General features: G+C 42.6%; 14 protein-coding genes and 1 riboswitch. Of the genes, 6 read left to right on the top strand and 8 right to left on the bottom strand.

Annotated features, from left to right (window positions below; all coding sequences use genetic code 11):
• Positions 1–15: 15 nt before the first annotated feature.
• The 4 genes from NSQ76_RS05945 to NSQ76_RS05960 all read right to left on the bottom strand — a co-directional run bounded on the left by NSQ76_RS05945 (position 16) and on the right by NSQ76_RS05960 (position 7,031).
• The gene (locus NSQ76_RS05945) at positions 16–873 is read right to left on the bottom strand and encodes a GNAT family N-acetyltransferase (RefSeq protein ID WP_070325692.1); all 858 of its coding nucleotides are present in this window, start codon (positions 871–873) and stop codon (positions 16–18) included.
• A gap of 134 nt (positions 874–1,007) precedes the next feature.
• Complete coding sequence (metH, locus tag NSQ76_RS05950; protein WP_341052973.1) at positions 1,008–4,436, bottom strand: methionine synthase; 3,429 nt, start codon at positions 4,434–4,436, stop codon at positions 1,008–1,010.
• A complete protein-coding gene (locus tag NSQ76_RS05955; protein ID WP_034621789.1) occupies positions 4,420–6,261 on the bottom strand; it encodes a bifunctional homocysteine S-methyltransferase/methylenetetrahydrofolate reductase in 1,842 nt (613 codons plus the stop codon). Before NSQ76_RS05955 ends, metH begins: the two co-directional genes overlap by 17 nt.
• 78 nt (positions 6,262–6,339) lie before the next feature.
• A riboswitch (SAM riboswitch) is annotated at positions 6,340–6,458 on the bottom strand.
• Between the two features lie 81 nt (positions 6,459–6,539).
• Positions 6,540–7,031 carry a YajQ family cyclic di-GMP-binding protein gene (locus NSQ76_RS05960; protein ID WP_012009527.1) on the bottom strand — a complete coding sequence of 164 codons (492 nt, stop codon included), beginning with the start codon at positions 7,029–7,031 and terminating at the stop codon, positions 6,540–6,542.
• A 225-nt stretch (positions 7,032–7,256) separates the two neighbouring features.
• On the opposite strand from NSQ76_RS05960, the gene NSQ76_RS05965 reads away from it, so the two are divergent.
• The 3 genes from NSQ76_RS05965 to NSQ76_RS05975 all read left to right on the top strand — a co-directional run bounded on the left by NSQ76_RS05965 (position 7,257) and on the right by NSQ76_RS05975 (position 10,875).
• The gene (locus NSQ76_RS05965; RefSeq protein WP_025093387.1) at positions 7,257–8,105 is read left to right on the top strand and encodes a CvfB family protein; all 849 of its coding nucleotides are present in this window, start codon (positions 7,257–7,259) and stop codon (positions 8,103–8,105) included.
• A gap of 146 nt (positions 8,106–8,251) precedes the next feature.
• On the top strand, positions 8,252–9,229 hold the full coding sequence (locus NSQ76_RS05970) for a BMP family lipoprotein (protein WP_286099031.1): 978 nt from the start codon (positions 8,252–8,254) through the stop codon (positions 9,227–9,229).
• The gene (locus NSQ76_RS05975; protein WP_341052986.1) at positions 9,226–10,875 is read left to right on the top strand and encodes a methyl-accepting chemotaxis protein; all 1,650 of its coding nucleotides are present in this window, start codon (positions 9,226–9,228) and stop codon (positions 10,873–10,875) included. Before NSQ76_RS05970 ends, NSQ76_RS05975 begins: the two co-directional genes overlap by 4 nt.
• 47 nt (positions 10,876–10,922) lie before the next feature.
• Here the strand turns inward: NSQ76_RS05975 and NSQ76_RS05980 are convergent, their stop codons facing one another.
• Positions 10,923–11,774 (bottom strand): DegV family protein, encoded by an 852-nt coding sequence (locus NSQ76_RS05980; RefSeq protein WP_327822985.1) that lies wholly within the window; start codon positions 11,772–11,774, stop codon positions 10,923–10,925.
• Positions 11,775–11,913: 139 nt separating this feature from the next.
• Between NSQ76_RS05980 and NSQ76_RS05985 the strand changes: the two genes are divergently transcribed.
• Both NSQ76_RS05985 and NSQ76_RS05990 read left to right on the top strand, forming a co-directional pair.
• Entirely contained in the window at positions 11,914–12,756 is an 843-nt protein-coding gene (locus NSQ76_RS05985; protein WP_024425072.1) for a YitT family protein, read from the top strand.
• Between the two features lie 14 nt (positions 12,757–12,770).
• Positions 12,771–13,226 carry a BsuPI-related putative proteinase inhibitor gene (locus NSQ76_RS05990; protein WP_034621785.1) on the top strand — a complete coding sequence of 152 codons (456 nt, stop codon included), beginning with the start codon at positions 12,771–12,773 and terminating at the stop codon, positions 13,224–13,226.
• A gap of 49 nt (positions 13,227–13,275) precedes the next feature.
• Here NSQ76_RS05990 and NSQ76_RS05995 read toward each other — a convergent pair whose 3' ends face one another.
• The 3 genes from NSQ76_RS05995 to NSQ76_RS06005 all read right to left on the bottom strand — a co-directional run bounded on the left by NSQ76_RS05995 (position 13,276) and on the right by NSQ76_RS06005 (position 14,514).
• The gene (locus NSQ76_RS05995) at positions 13,276–13,467 is read right to left on the bottom strand and encodes a DUF3813 domain-containing protein (protein ID WP_024425070.1); all 192 of its coding nucleotides are present in this window, start codon (positions 13,465–13,467) and stop codon (positions 13,276–13,278) included.
• Positions 13,464–13,613 (bottom strand): hypothetical protein, encoded by a 150-nt coding sequence (locus NSQ76_RS06000; RefSeq protein ID WP_024425069.1) that lies wholly within the window; start codon positions 13,611–13,613, stop codon positions 13,464–13,466. The genes NSQ76_RS05995 and NSQ76_RS06000 overlap by 4 nt, the downstream gene beginning before the upstream one ends.
• Positions 13,614–13,701: 88 nt before the next feature.
• Positions 13,702–14,514 (bottom strand): Cof-type HAD-IIB family hydrolase, encoded by an 813-nt coding sequence (locus NSQ76_RS06005; protein ID WP_327822984.1) that lies wholly within the window; start codon positions 14,512–14,514, stop codon positions 13,702–13,704.
• A 138-nt stretch (positions 14,515–14,652) separates the two neighbouring features.
• On the opposite strand from NSQ76_RS06005, the gene NSQ76_RS06010 reads away from it, so the two are divergent.
• Complete coding sequence (locus tag NSQ76_RS06010) at positions 14,653–15,438, top strand: alpha/beta fold hydrolase (protein ID WP_024425067.1); 786 nt, start codon at positions 14,653–14,655, stop codon at positions 15,436–15,438.
• The last annotated feature ends 20 nt before the right edge of the window (positions 15,439–15,458 follow it).

A 15,458-nucleotide genomic window follows, 5' to 3' on the forward strand; every position in this document is an offset into this window, starting at 1 on the left:
CAGCTTGTTTGTTTTTTAAGAAAATGCTTGAGAGGCAAGAAAATAGAAAAGGGCGGGATCATTTAGTTTTTCTTTCCCGCGAATCATCATAAAATGGGCTACGTTTGTTTTCGTAAATCCTGCTTCAACAAGTGTTTCATGCAGGCGTTCAGCAGTTTCTTCCTGCATATCTAAACGAATTGCCCCTGAATAAGACGAGATGAGTGATTGGATGAGCGAGAGAGCGGTTTGTTCATCGTTTGCTGTAAGCGGTCCAATCATTAGATTAGCAGGGGTTTCGATGCCAAATGCAAATCCAGTTGTTTCATGATGCTCATTCTTTGCGATCAGCCGGAACGATGCTCGTTCCATTCGCTTTCTTATAAAGCTTGATCGATTGGTGCCTGCACCTTTTTCGTCAAGTGCTTCAATAGACGGAAGGTCCGCTTCATCAGCAGGAGAAAGGTGAATCCCGCCTGACACACGAAAAGCCGATGGATTCGTGGTCTGTGCTTTGTATGTATGAATATAGCCGGCCGTTTGAAATCCGATTTTTTCGTAAACGGGCTGTCCTTGTACAGTAGCAGTTAAAACGACAGGAACACTTTGATCGCTCCGGCGAAGCAGGGTGTCAATCATTTTCCGCGCAAGGCCTAAGCCGCGATGCGTCTCAGATACAATAACGGCACCAATTGATGCTGCTTTATCATATTGGAAAAGTCCCGCACATGAGATCACTTGTCCATCTGTTGTTGAAAAACCTGTAAAATATCCGTTTGTTAAAAGAGATGTAAGCTCATCCTCATTGTAATCAGGCCAGTCGACCTCTTTTGACAATGCGATAAGATCGGGTATGTCATCAAGTGTTAAAGTTCGTTGTACAACGTTTTCCAATACACGCAACTCCTTCTTAGCTGATTTCATCTATATGTATCGTACCATATGAAGGCATAAGAAAAAGGAAAAGGAAGATCCTTTTCCTCTCAGCGTGTATCAAAAAAGAACCCCCAATGACGGAGGTTCTAGTCTTAATGAACATTAAAATATCGAGCTTCAGGGTGGGAAACGACGATCGCTGAAACAGATGCTTCCGGTTCCATCATGAATCCTTCTGTCAGATGGATGCCGATTTTTTCAGGCTGAAGCAGCTTGAACAGCTTTTCTTGGTCCTCAAGATTTGGACACGCTGGATAACCAAAGGAATAGCGCTGCCCTTGATATTTCGCTTGGAATCGCTTTTCCATTGTAAAATCGACTGGGTCAGGGAATCCCCATTTGTCACGAATCACTTGGTGGGTTCTTTCAGCCAATCCTTCTGCAAGCTCAAGTGCCAGAGCTTGGACAGCATGCATTTTTAAATAATCTCCTTCCTGCTTAAATTGCTGCGCGACTTCACGTATACGCGCGCCGGCTGTGACGGCGAATAAGGCAATATAATCTTTCTCGTTTTCATCACTTTTCCGTACATAATCAGAAATAGAGCGGTACGGGAGCTTCTCCTGCCTTGGAAATTGGAACGTTTCAATGATGCGGTCAGGTTCTTCAGGATCATAAATATGCAAATCATTTCCGTCTGAACTGGCAGGGAAGAATTGATACACAAATGCTGGCGCAAACCAGTTTTTCTCTCTGCCTTCGTTTAGAAGATCTGTGACAAGCTGTTTTAATTCCAATGCTTTTGGGTGCTGTTCAGCTAATAAGGTTTTGACCTTTCCCTTTAAACCGAGATGATGACCAATGAGCATTTGTTCATTCACATATGGCATAATATGATGCAAATCGATGTCCCTCACATAATGGCGTGTGGTATTTTCTGGTGTAAATACCGGTGCTTGCGGGAGAGATGCGCGTTTTTCTAGTAATTCAATGACAGCTTTCGGCTGCTTTCCTTCTTTCTCCTTGATAGGTGCCGCTGGCTCTTCTGGCGGCTTTGTTTGAAATTGCAGTGGATTTGCTTTTAACTCATTGGCTAATGACAGTCCGTCCATAGCATCTTTTGCATAAAGAACAGGCCCATCATAATGAGGCGAAATTTTCATTTTTGTAAATTTACGAGAAAGGGCAGCACCGCCGACCAAAATAGGAACAGAAATGTTTGCTTTTTGTAAATCCTGAGCGGTTAGTACCATTTGCTGTGCGGACTTTACAAGTAAGCCTGATAATCCAATCATATCTGGTTTTTCCTTTTGCACAGCTTCAATCAATGTTTGAGGTGTCACCTTGATACCGAGGTCGACCACTTGAAAGCCATTATTGCTCAAAATGATGTCGACAAGGTTTTTCCCGATATCATGGACATCTCCTTTTACAGTCGCAAGAAGAATCTTTCCTTTCCCGCTTGCATGTTGCTTTTCCATATATTGCTCAAGAAACGAAACAGATGCTTTCATGACCTCTGCCGATTGGAGTACCTCGGCTACGATCAGTTCGTTTTGATTAAAAAGACGACCAACTTCAGCCATGCCCTGCATTAACGGGCCATTGATGATATGAAGCGGCGATTCATAATGCTCCAAAGCAAGGGCTAGATCATCGATGAGACCTTCTTTCGTTCCCTCGACGACGTAGAGCGCCAGTCTTTCATCAAGTGATAAGGACACCTTTGGTTTTTTCTCCGTTTTCTTTTTGCCGCGGTAAAATTGGGTGAATTCAGCCAGTGTTTGATCATTTGTTTCATAAAGCAAGGTTTCAGCTAGTTTGATTTCTTCCTTTGGAATGGAAGCGAAGCGTTCAAGCTTTTCTGTATTGACAATGGCATAGTCAAGCCCTGCTTGCACGCAGTGATACAAATAGACGGCATTTAAGATTTCTCTGCCAACAGGCGGAAGTCCGAAAGATACGTTACTGATGCCTAAAATAGTGAGGCACTCAGGCAGGGTTTCCTTGATCATTTTAATGCCTTTGATTGTTTCTTCAGCGGCGCCAATATATTGCTCGTCTCCAGTGCCTACGGGAAAGACAAGCGGATCAAAAATGATGTCACTTGCGGGAATTCCATACTTCCTCGTTAGCAAATCGTGAGAACGTACAGCAATTTCAAGCTTTCGTTCTGCTGTCACGGCCATTCCTATTTCATCAATCGTGCCAACAACAAGTGCACCTCCATATAGCTTCACAAGAGGAAGAATCTCTTCAAAGCGTTCCTCGCCATCCTCAAGGTTGATGGAATTGATGATGGCTTTCCCTTGAGAATAGGTGAGTGCCTTTTCAATCACGTGTTTATCCGTTGAATCAATGACAAAAGGGGCTTTCACCTTTTTCATGGCTTCTTGTAAAAAGCCTTCCATGTCTGCTGCCTCATCACGGTCTGGGTCGGCGAGACACACATCAACGACGTGAGCGCCATTTTTCACTTGAGCACGAGCAATTTCTGCTGCTTCTTCAAACTTTTGTTCCGCAATGAGCCGTTTGAATTTGCGAGAACCAATGACATTGGTCCGTTCGCCTACAAAAAGAGGACGCATCGAATCCTCATAAATAAGGGGCTCAATTCCTGATACGGTATGCTGCGGTGATTCGCAATTGATACGACGCGGCTGAAGCGTGCGTACTTCATCTGACAATGCTTGAATATGCGCAGGTGTAGTCCCGCAGCAGCCGCCGACGATATTTAACCAGCCTTCCTTAGCAAAGGCGGCGATTTTCTTCGCAAGAGAGACAGGGGATTCATGATATTGGCCTTCTTCATCTGGGAGACCAGCATTCGGATAGCAGCTCACCGCTGACTTTGCAATGGAGGATAGCGTGCGAATATGGTCTGTCATAAATTCTGGACCAGTCGCACAGTTCAGGCCCACACTGATGGGTTTCATATGCTCAAGAGAGATATAAAAGGCTTCAATATCCTGGCCAGCAAGGGTGGTGCCCATCGGTTCAATCGTTCCTGATACCATGAGTGGTAATTGAATGCCCGTCTGCTGAAAGGCTTCTTGAATCCCTTTGAATCCAGCTTTTACATTCAGCATATCTTGGCTTGTTTCTAAAAGAAGGGCATCACACTTTCCGTCAATCAGAGCGCGGGCCTGTTCTTCATAGTTTCTGACGAGCTCACTGAAGGTTGTGCCTCCTGTCACAGATAATGTTTTCGTTGTTGGGCCCATTGCGCCTACAACAAAACGAGGCTGCTCCGGTGTAGAGAAACGGTCTGCTTCAGCCTTAGCCAGCCGCGCAGCTCGAACATTGAGTTCATAGGCAAGATGGCCAAGCCCATATTCATCAAGGACGAGCTCTGTCGCGCCGAACGTATTTGTTTCAATGAGGTCAGCATTTGCTTCGAGGTACTCCCTATGGATCTTAGAGATGATGTGAGGGGCTGTCACATTCAAATACTCGTTACAGCCCTCATACTCTTCTCCGCCAAAGTCCTCTGCTGTCAGGTTGGCGTTTTGAATCATTGTGCCCATTGCCCCATCAAGCACGAGGATGCGTTTTTTGAGCTGTTCAGTGATAGTTGACATGGACGTTAGACTCCTTTTCTTTCTGATGGATGTAGGTGGTCAGTTCTGCTGTTAAATCTGATCGAAGGAAAGGAGTAATTAAATAAATGCCATTAAACAATTCGCAGGCTGTATCTAATAAAGAGCGGGCAATCGCTAAACCTTCTGCTCGCTGCTTTTCTTTATCCTCGCCAGCCTTAGCCATAATGTCACGAATAGAATCAGATAATTTGATGCCGGGAATTTCGTGATGAATAAACTCTGCATTTCGGCTGCTTGTTAACGGCATAATGCCGATGTAAATCGGTTTATCCAAGTGGCGGCTTTCCTCATGAATTTTTACAAGCTGTTCCTCAGAATAAACAGGCTGTGAAATAAAATAATCAGCACCGTACTCGATTTTTTTCTCAAGACGTTTGACTGCTTTATCAATATGGCGCACATTTGGGTTAAACGCGCCAGCCACTGAAAAATTGGTCTTTTTGCCAAGGGGCTTTCCTGAGAAAGAAAGGCCTTCGTTAAATTGTTTGATGAGACGAATCAAATCAAAGGAGGTTAAATCATATACAGATGTTGCACCTGGGAAGTCTCCAATTTTAGATGGATCGCCTGTGATCGCTAAAATATCGGTTAATCCAAGGGTGTCGAGCCCCATTAAATGGGATTGTAGCCCAATCAAATTACGGTCGCGGCATGTGATATGAACAAGAGAACGCATATCGAGCTGCTGCTTTAATAATGCGCCGCAAGCGACATTGCTAATGCGCGGAGTCGCAAGAGAATTATCGGCTAACGTCAATGCATCAATGCCAGCATCCTTTAATTCATTTGCAGCAACGAGAAATTTTTCGAAGTTCAGCTTCTTCGGCGGATCAAGCTCTACGATAATCGAACGTTTTTTCACAGCCAGCTCATCAAGACCTGGCTCAGTGCGCTGATCTTGGATGGAAATGATTTCTTCTTTTAACACCTTCACTTCTTTTTCAGTGATCGGTGCTAAATCTTTGACCGCTTCAGCCATTGCGCTAATATGCTGAGGTGTTGTTCCGCAGCAGCCTCCGATAATACGTGCGCCCTGATTTCTAAATTCAAGTGCACTTTTTCGGAAATAATCGTTATCGGTATCATAGACGAGTCTGCCTGCTTCAAGAGAGGGGAGACTGCTGTTAGGATAGACAGATAAATGCGAATTTTCCAAAAGTGGAACGCCTTCGAGTGCCTGAATCATGTGATAAGGGCCCAGCCGGCAGTTGATGCCGACAACATCTGCACCAAGAGATGATAACTCAGATAAACCATCCTTCAGCGGGGTACCATCCTGCAAAACCCCTTGTTCATGCATAGAGACGTTCATGACAATCGGAAGAGTCGTTTCTTTGCGGGCAATTTGGAGAACAGCCTTTGCTTCTTCTATGTCATAATACGTTTCAAGCAACAATCCGTCAGGTTCTTCATTTAATAGGATGTACAGCTGCTCTCTAAAGCTTCGTTTGATTTCTTCTATAGAGTAGGCATTTTTGTTAAACGTCCGAATGCCGCCAATTGTTCCGAGTACATAAGCAGAGCCTGCGGCTGCTTTTGCAATTTGTACTGCTTTTGTATTGATGCGTTTTGTTTCTTCCTCTAAGCCGTAGCGGGATAGTTTAATATAATTCGCGCCGTATGTGTTCGTTTGGATGATGTCAGCGCCAGCCTGCACATATGCCTCGTGAACGCGTTTCACTTCATCCTCTTTCGATAAATTTAATTCTTCAAAGCAGCGGTCAATGCCGTAAGAGTATAAAAGTGTTCCCATCGCTCCGTCAGCTATCAGTACGCGGTTTTGTAAGTCTTGTAATAGGCCCATTGTATTCCTCCTTATTTCTATGTAACAAAAAAAGCCTTCTGATAAGAAGAAGACTTTTTGGCTGTATCGTAATTCTTCTCCTTATCTTCCAAGCAGTTGCTTGCTGGATTTAGCACCTTGGTCATAGAAAATAGATTTCTACTACACCGGTTGCTGAGGCTTCACAGGGCCAGTCCCTCTGCCTCTCTTGATAAGAAAGCAATATGAACATGTCAATGAATTGAACTTCCATCAACTGTAACGAAAAATGCAGAAATAATCAATGGAAAATTTGAAATTTATCGAAAATTTATAAATTGGACATCAATCGGCAAATCAGCCTTGCGCATAAGAGAAATCACCTCTTGTAAATCATCTTTATTTTTCCCTGTCACACGCACTTGGTCATCCTGAAATTGTGATTTCACTTTGATACCAGACTGCTTGATAAGCGCGTTAATCTTTTTGGCGTTGTCTTGATCAATCCCGCTGATGAGCTTCGCACGCTGGCGCACTGTACCGCCTAGGGCATGCTCAGTTTTTCCGTAATCGATATTTTTAGTTGGAACATTTCGTTTGATCAGCTTTGTCACAAGCACATCTTTTAGCTGCTCAAGTTTGAAGTCATCATCAGAGATGAGAACGAGCTCTTCTTTTTCGAGAGAAATATCACTTTTACTTCCTTTAAAATCATAACGGTTTTTAATTTCTTTCAGTGCTGCTTGAACAGCGTTTTGCACTTCAGGCAGTTCAACCTTCGATACAATGTCAAATGAGCTTTCTTTTGCCATCACACATGACCTCCAAGTTTAGATATTGCGTCTATTTTATCATGCAAATAGCAGAAGAAGAAAACTTTATCAAAGAGTACAGCCGCCAGCCGTATAAATCGTGTCCAGTTTGTCCACTTTAGCTAACAGAACTAGAGATGTTCATGCGGGGAGAAGTATAGTAGAATAGAGTGAATCAAAAGATGAACGAACGCTCTTTTATGGGCAGATAGGAAGGAAGAGAACATGAGACCAGGTGAGCAACTGACCTTGCAAATAGAGAATGAAATGGAATACGGCTACTTTTTGACAGACGGTGAAGATTCGGTCCTCTTACACCGCAGTGAAATGACAGAAGATATTGGTGACCGAGATGAAGTAGAGGTCTACTTATATGTAGATCATGAAGAAAGACTCGCTGCCACGATGAAAATACCTACAATTAACGCACATACATACGGCTGGGTAGAAGTCGTGGACGTGGTAGAAGACATGGGCGCATTTGTCGATGTTGGGCTGTCAAAGGATGCACTTGTTGCAACAGAACATCTCCCGCCTTTTGAGGAAGCATGGCCGAAAAAAGGAGACAAACTCTACTGTATGCTGAAAGTCACGAGCTACGGCAGAATGTTCGCAAAACCAGCCACAGAAGACGTGATCAGTGAATTGTTCACTGAGGCACCAGAAACCTTAATGAACAAAGAAATCACTGGAACCATTTATCGTTTAATTGCGACAGGTTCCTTTATGCTGACAGATACAGGCGTGCGAGGGTTTATTCACCGCACGGAACGAAAGGAAGAGCCAAGATTAGGATCGACCGTTACAGGACGCGTCATTGCAGTGAAAGAGGATGGAACCGTAAACGTTTCTCTGCTTCCTAGAAAACAGGATGCATTATCTGTCGATGCAGAAGAAATTTTAACCTATATGAGAACAAGAAATGGCGCCATGCCTTATGGAGACAAAAGTGATCCAGAGGATATCCGCGAAAGATTTCAAATGAGTAAGGCAGCCTTTAAACGAGCACTAGGTCATCTCATGAAAAATGATCTAGTTTACCAAAAAGAAGGCTGGACATACGAGAAAAAGTGAGCATTTGCTCACTTTTTTATTTTTGTCTTAAATAATGGATTTTTTCTATGAAAAAAGTCATGAAAAACCTTCACTATATCATTGAAACAACGCCCCTCAAATCCGATAAAAAAGGAGTAAGGATGATAAAAGGAGTGTGTTTTTGGATGAAAGTGAAAATATCATTACTTCTGATGGCAGCCATGCTTATGGTGCTCGCCGCATGCGGTAATCAACAGGAAGGGGCGCCAAAATCAACTGCGAAGCATATTGGCGTTATGCTCACAGATGATGGTCTTGGTGATCAATCATTTAACGATTCATCATTTAAAGGATTAGAAAAAGCACGTGATGAGCTTGGCATTGAATTTGATTATAGAGAAATTGCAGAAACTGATACATATGAAAAAGGGCTGACAGAGCTAGTGAAAGATGGAAATGATCTCATCATTGGTGTAGGTTTCAGTATGCAAGAAGACCTAGAAAAAGTCGCGAAGAAATATCCGAAGAAGCAGTTCCTGCTTATTGATGCCGTATCTGAGCTGAAAAATGTAACCTCTGTGACGTTTAAAGAAGAGCAAGGCAGCTATTTAGCGGGAGCACTTGCTGCAATGACAACGAGAAGCGATGTCATTGGATTTGTTGGCGGTGTTGACGCAGATGTCATCCATCGTTTTGAAAAAGGATTTCAAAAAGGCGCCAAATCAGTCAATCCGAAAATCAAGATTTTATCTACCTATGCCGGTACATTTAGTGATGCAGGCAAGGGGAGTAAAATAGCCAAAGACATGATCAAAAAGAAAGCAGATGTTTTATATGCCGCAGCCGGCTACTCAGGTGTCGGTGTATTAAAAGAAGCACAGTCACAGGGTAAATATGCTATTGGTGTAGACAGCGATCAGTACTATACTGCTGAAAAAGCGGTCATTTCGTCTATGGTGAAAAAAGTCGATGAAGTGGTCTATCAATTCAGCGAACAGCTCGTTAAGAACAATCAAATGAAAAGCGGGCATGTTGTCTATGACTTAAGCAATGATGGAATCGATATGGCAAAAATCCGGATACTGAAAAATGCTGAGACACTGACCAAAAAATTAAATGGTCTGAAGCAGACGCTTCTAAAAGAAGAGGGGGACGCATCATGAGCTTACGCGTCAAAATTTTACTCAACTCACTTACCTCACTTCTTTTAGCAGTTGGCGTTATCGCCTTTATCATTGTCAGCATGACAAAAATCCAATCATCAAATGAGACAGATGTCCAAACCTTATTAAATGTACAAAAAACGAAGGCAAGCTTTGAAAGTGTCGAGCAAGCCATGACCAATTATTCGATGACACTCTCAGATGAACAGCTAGAGATCGTTCAAAACGATATTTCTACAGCAAAAAAACAGCTGCAAACGTTAAACAAACATGCAGGAAATATGAACAAAGAGGCATTAACAAGGTTAAATTCAAAATATGACACGTGGACCAAGGAAGCAAACAATGCCATTGGTGAAAAAAACGCATCGGATGCAAGACGTGTGGCAGCAAGAATTGATGGCGTTTTAAACGATGTGCATACGATGAATAAAAGGGCAGAAGAAGCGTATAAACAAAATCTAGAGGCTGCAGCAGACAATGTCCAATGGATTATCACAAGTGCACTCGTCTCAGCCCTCACACTGATTGTCATTGCCGTCTTTTTGAATATTGGATTAACGCGATCCATCGTGACACCCATTAAATCACTATCCTACAGAGCAAAGCAGATCGCAGAAGGCAATCTTGCTGTGGAACGGATGGATATTCAGCGCAAGGATGAAATCGGCGGTTTGAATGAATCTTTTAATCAAATGACAGATCAGCTGATTAGTCTGATTAAAGAAATCAGCAATGTCTCAAGCCGAGTAGAGACATTCTCGATCCACCTGAATGATGAAAACAAAAAGATGATGGAGTCTGCGAATCAAGTATCTGTTTCGACTGACGAAATGGCCAATGGATCACAAGCGATTTCAGAAGATCTCCAGCACGGCGTCAGCTTGATTGAGAAAATGGACCAGCATGGACGTAAAAATTCCGAACGCTCACAAACGGTCATCCGCAGTACAGAGGATGCCATCGAAGCCGTAGAAAGCGGAAAGCACACGTTAACAGAAACAAAAAAAGCGATTGAAAAAAATACACATGCGACGAGACAAATCGAAGAATCAGCAGGAGAATTCACGCAATACGCCAGCGGAATCTCAGCCATGGCCAAAACGGTTTCTGACATTGCGGACCAAACAAACCTGCTTTCCTTAAACGCAGCCATTGAAGCGGCAAGAGCAGGCGAAGCTGGAAAAGGCTTTGCTGTTGTAGCGGATGAAATTCGCAAGCTTGCCGATGAATCGTCTAATGCCACAAGACAAATCTTTGACATGGTCAGTCATATTGAAAGAGGCATTCAATCCATTAGTCAAACTGTTCAAGAAGGGGTCAAGCTTTCACTTCAGCAGCAGGATGCGATGGACAAAACCTCACACTCCTTTGAAGATATAGAAACAAAAGCGCAGCATATTAAACAAGAAATGGCGGTCTTAAATAACCAAATTATGCAATCAACAGAACTTGGCGGACAAGTACTGCACTCGATTGAAAATATTAGTGCAGTGGTAGAAGAAACAGCAGCTGGCAGCGAAGAAATTTCTGCTTCAGCCAATGAACAGCTGCAATCGTTCCATCAAATGAACAAACAGGTCGAAGAATTGATGAGTATGACGGCAAGGTTAAATGAAACCGTCCAGCGATTCAAACTTTCATAAGAAAAGCACCCTTCCCGTGTTGTGTCAGGGAAGGGTGCTTTTTATGATCATTTGCCTGTAAAAAAGATCGCAAGCGTGCTAGGTCCTGAATGGGACCCAACAGCGGCGCCGATGATCTGAATATCAATTTCCTTTGGATGAAATTCGGCTTCGATCAGCTGTTTCATGTCTTCCGCCAGTGCAGGATCATCACCATGACTAATACCAACCGTTTGGTTCGACCAATCCGTTCCGCGTTCTTTCATTAGTTCAATAATGCGCTTCAGCAGCTTTTTACGTCCGCGGATTTTTTCAAGCGGGATGAGTTTTCCATCTTCGACATGTAAAATGGGCTTAATGCTTAACAAACCGCCAACAAATGCGGACGCTTTACTGATTCTTCCGCCTCTTGCTAAATACGATAAATCGTCTACAGTAAAAATATGTTGTAAAGATTCACAAAAATGCTTTACAGACGTTTCAATTTCTTGTATTGTATTTCCGTCAATGGCAAGTGATTGAGCGTGTTTGACAGCAAGCCCATAGCCGAGTGAAGCGCATTTAGAATCAATGATTCGTAAATCAAAATCAGGGTATTCTTCCTTCACTTCGTTTGCCATCATCACAGCTGTCTGGTATGTACCTGAAAGCTCTGATGAAAAAGCGACATAGATGGCAGATGTATGGGTTTGAGCGGCAGAAACAAAGGTTTCCTTGATCCGGTGTGGTGAAGCCTGTGACGTTTTTGGACTGGCTCCTTGTCTCATCGCATCAAATACTTGTTTTGGTTCAATGGTGATCAAATCCTCAAATTCCTGCTCGCCAAGTAATACGCGGAGCGGAATGAGCGTTATGTTATGTTCATCATAATAAGAAAGAGGCAGATCAGCAGCACTGTCTGCTATGATATGAACAGTCATATAAATCCCTTCTTTCTAAAAAATAAGCCATATTTTACATCTTTTTAGCCTAACTATATCATAGAAATCATCTTTTCGTGTTCAAATTCTAAATTTTAGGGAAAACCATAGAGAGAATGGTAAGTGGAGGAATGACAACATGTTCATTGGAGAAGCAAAAAAACTCATTGTCGTCGTTATTGGTGCATTACTCAATGCGATTGGACTGAATTTATTCTTAATCCCAGCTGACGTATATGCGAGCGGTTTTACAGGGGTAGCCCAGCTGTTATCCAGCTTAATCGATCAATATGCGCCATTTTATGTATCAACAGGGATTCTATTATTTATTTTAAACATTCCAGTCGGTATTTTAGGCTGGATGAAAGTTGGCCGTTCCTTTACTTTGTACAGCATCATCAGTGTTGCGCTGACGACCATTTTCCTTGGTATTTTACCAGAAACGAGCGTTTCCCACGATATTTTATTAAATGCTGTGTTTGGCGGTGTCATATCCGCAGTAGGGATTGGGATCACGCTCAAATACGGGGCATCAACAGGCGGACTCGACATTGTTGCTATGGTTTTAGCGAAGTGGAAGGATAAACCAGTTGGCACGTATTTCTTCATTTTAAATGGAATCATCATTTTTACAGCAGGATTATTACAAGGTTGGGAGAAAGCATTATATACCCTTGTCACATTATATGTGACCACACGGGTCATTGATGCCATCCATACAAGACATGAGAAGCTGACCGCGATGATTGTCACGAAGAAAGCAGATGAAATCAAAGAAGCCATTTATGGAAAAATGGTCAGAGGCATTACGACTGTACCTGCAAAAGGCGCATTCACCAACGAGCAAAAGGAAATGATGGTGATCGTCATTACAAGGTATGAGCTATATGAACTTGAACAAATTATTAAAGAAGTCGATCCAAAAGCCTTTACAAATATTGTGCAGACAACCAATATTCTTGGATTTTTCAGACGAGATTAAAAGGTGGGTAGCAGATGAAAAAAGGGTTGGTGCTTCTTCTCATTCTATTGGTTTTAGCCGCTTGTGGACAACAAAAAAAGGATGAACCAGACAAGGAGGTATCCGGTCAAATGGGAGAAAAAACGGTTGAGCTCACAGTAGACCCCGTCCAGAAAGGTTCTTCAGTTCAATTTAACATGTCACTGAAAAATGAATCAGATCGAGATTTTGAATTTACCTTTAACACAAGCCAAAAATTCGAGCTTAGTGTGTATGACGAAAACGGGAATGAACAATACCGCTATTCGAAAGACCGTATGTTCACACAGGCCATCCAAACTTTTGTGCTGAAAAAAGGCGAGGCCTATGATTTTCAAGATACATGGTCAAACGGTGTAAAGCCCGGAACATACGAAGCAGTCGTAACGTTTAAAGGAAAAGCAGAAGGGCTGAAACAAATCACGGAGAAGAAAACATTCCAAGTCAAATAAGCAAGGGAATCAAAAAAGCTGTCCACCTAATGTGGCCAGCTTTTTTATGTTAGAGATCATCGAGCAAGTCTTGGAAGGTATGCAGCTGGTTTCTTTCTGCATCTGTCGAATTGGCAAATGCAGAGGATACGGCATTTTTCGCTCGCTTGACTGCCTGTTGACGCTCTAACCCAGATGAAAATGAAGAAGTAAGAGCTTCTTCAGTAAACGATTTGGCTTGATCAAAAAGTTCGTTTCTCACAATGAACCTCCAGAAGCATCAGTCTTCATATTCCCTCTGTCTGACGCTTCTTCAAGTGTCGAACGATAAGGAAAACGTGCGTCATGAAGACTGACTGAATCTTTACCTTGTTGTATAAAGCGTTTCGATTTGCTTCTTTTACCCATTCGGAATCCGCCCCTTTACACAAGCTGACAGGACAACCTGTCTAACGGTAGTATGCCCGCTTCCATCTGCTATGTATGAATGGAAAAATTAAAGCGAGAAGTAATTCGTTAGAAACTTTGCAATCCCGTCTTGTTCATTTGTATCAGTGACTTCATTTGAGACACGTTTCACGGCATCAATGCCGTTGCCCATTGCTACACCGCATCCAGCAAATTCAAGCATTTCTAAATCATTGTCTTCATCTCCGAATGCCACAATCCGCTCCTTAGGAACACCGTAATAATCACTGATCTTTTGCAGTCCAACGGCTTTGTTCATGCCTGTTTTAATGATTTCAATCACGTGCCACGGGGCAGCCCAGCGCCTGTGATCAATCACTTCTGCATGGACATCTGATAAATAGCTTCGAATGGCTCCAACGTCCTCTTCTTTTGCATGAATTAACACGCTCGTCACATTCTCTCCAAGGTTGGCCCTAAGGTCTCCAACAGTGACTTTGTTTGCATTCATATTAAAGATATCAATGAGTTTTTCATCATGATAATGGAAATACAAATCGTCTAACACTTCAGCTAACACATTGTGCACTTTATACTCTTCACTAATGTCTACAAGCTGTTTGACCACTTGAAGATCAAGTGACGTATGAAATCTGCCCCATTTTTCATCAAGAGGATGATGGACAAACGCTCCGTTAAAATTCACAATGGGTGAATCAAGCTGTAATTGCTGATAATAAGGAGAGCTGGATCGAAATGGCCGGCCTGTTGATATACAGACGTGATGACCGCTGTCTCTCACTTTTTGAATGACGTCAAGTGTGTGCGCAGAAATGGTTTTATCATCTTTTAATAATGTGCCATCCAGGTCAAGTGCGATTAGATAAGGTTTAGTCTCCATAAAATCTCCTTTGATCTGTAAGTGATAGGAGGCAATTTCATGTTAGCGCCTCTATCTATAGTGTATCTTTATCACATCTTTGTTGTCTACATGTTAAAATAAACAAAGACGGGAATGATAAAGGAGGATTCATAGGCTGTGATCACCATTGATGAGCAAATTACGCGCGATATTCCATTTTTACATATCGTAAAAGCTGAAAATAAAGACAAACCGCTGCCGCTTGTATTTTTTATTCATGGATTTACAAGTGCACGCGAGCATAATTTACACTTCGCCTTCCATTTGGCGGAAAAAGGCATGAGAGTCATTTTGCCTGACTGTGCTTATCATGGTGTAAGATCAGAAAACCTCAGCTTAGAGGAACTGGCATCAAAGTTCTGGGAAATTGTCCTGAACGAAATTCGTGAAATCGATATACTTAAAACATACTTTCAAGAAAAACAATTGATTGAAGCCGATCTGATAGGCGTTGCGGGTACATCCATGGGCGGCATCACCACCTTTGGTGCACTTGCCAAGCATGATTGGATCAAAGCCGCTGTCAGCTTGATGGGAAGTCCAAACTATACGACGTTTCTAAAGGCACAAATCATGGACATGCGTCACAAAGGGTTAATGAAAGACATTACAGACGAAGAGGTTCATCTGCAATTAGACGCCCTGCGCCCATATGATTTAACGCTGCAAACGGATCGATTAAACAAAAGACCGCTCTTATTCTGGCATGCTGAAAATGATCCTGTCGTCCCTTACCGGCACGCAAAATCACTATATGATGAGTTAGCGGCCACACAATATAAACAGGATCCGCATCTGATTCGCTTTATTACTGATGGACAAGCAGGCCATAAAGTCTCAAGACAAGCGATGTTTGAAACGATTGACTGGTTTGTGACACATCTGAAAAGCACAAACGTTTAGTCATAAGAAAAAGTACGTTA

Source organism: Bacillus sp. FSL M8-0256 (assembly GCF_038005765.1).
In the GTDB taxonomy this organism is placed as follows: Bacteria; Bacillota; Bacilli; order Bacillales; family Bacillaceae; genus Bacillus; species Bacillus safensis.

Coding starts and splice junctions, on each gene's coding strand:
- metH (WP_341052973.1), bottom strand. CDS start 4,436: ATGTCAACTATCACTGAACAGCTCAAAAAACGCATCCTCGTGCTTGAT.
- NSQ76_RS05955 (WP_034621789.1), bottom strand. CDS start 6,261: ATGGGCCTATTACAAGACTTACAAAACCGCGTACTGATAGCTGACGGA.
- NSQ76_RS05960 (WP_012009527.1), bottom strand. CDS start 7,031: ATGGCAAAAGAAAGCTCATTTGACATTGTATCGAAGGTTGAACTGCCT.
- NSQ76_RS05965 (WP_025093387.1), top strand. CDS start 7,257: ATGAGACCAGGTGAGCAACTGACCTTGCAAATAGAGAATGAAATGGAA.
- NSQ76_RS05970 (WP_286099031.1), top strand. CDS start 8,252: ATGAAAGTGAAAATATCATTACTTCTGATGGCAGCCATGCTTATGGTG.
- NSQ76_RS05975 (WP_341052986.1), top strand. CDS start 9,226: ATGAGCTTACGCGTCAAAATTTTACTCAACTCACTTACCTCACTTCTT.
- NSQ76_RS05980 (WP_327822985.1), bottom strand. CDS start 11,774: ATGACTGTTCATATCATAGCAGACAGTGCTGCTGATCTGCCTCTTTCT.
- NSQ76_RS05985 (WP_024425072.1), top strand. CDS start 11,914: ATGTTCATTGGAGAAGCAAAAAAACTCATTGTCGTCGTTATTGGTGCA.
- NSQ76_RS05990 (WP_034621785.1), top strand. CDS start 12,771: ATGAAAAAAGGGTTGGTGCTTCTTCTCATTCTATTGGTTTTAGCCGCT.
- NSQ76_RS06000 (WP_024425069.1), bottom strand. CDS start 13,613: ATGGGTAAAAGAAGCAAATCGAAACGCTTTATACAACAAGGTAAAGAT.
- NSQ76_RS06005 (WP_327822984.1), bottom strand. CDS start 14,514: ATGGAGACTAAACCTTATCTAATCGCACTTGACCTGGATGGCACATTA.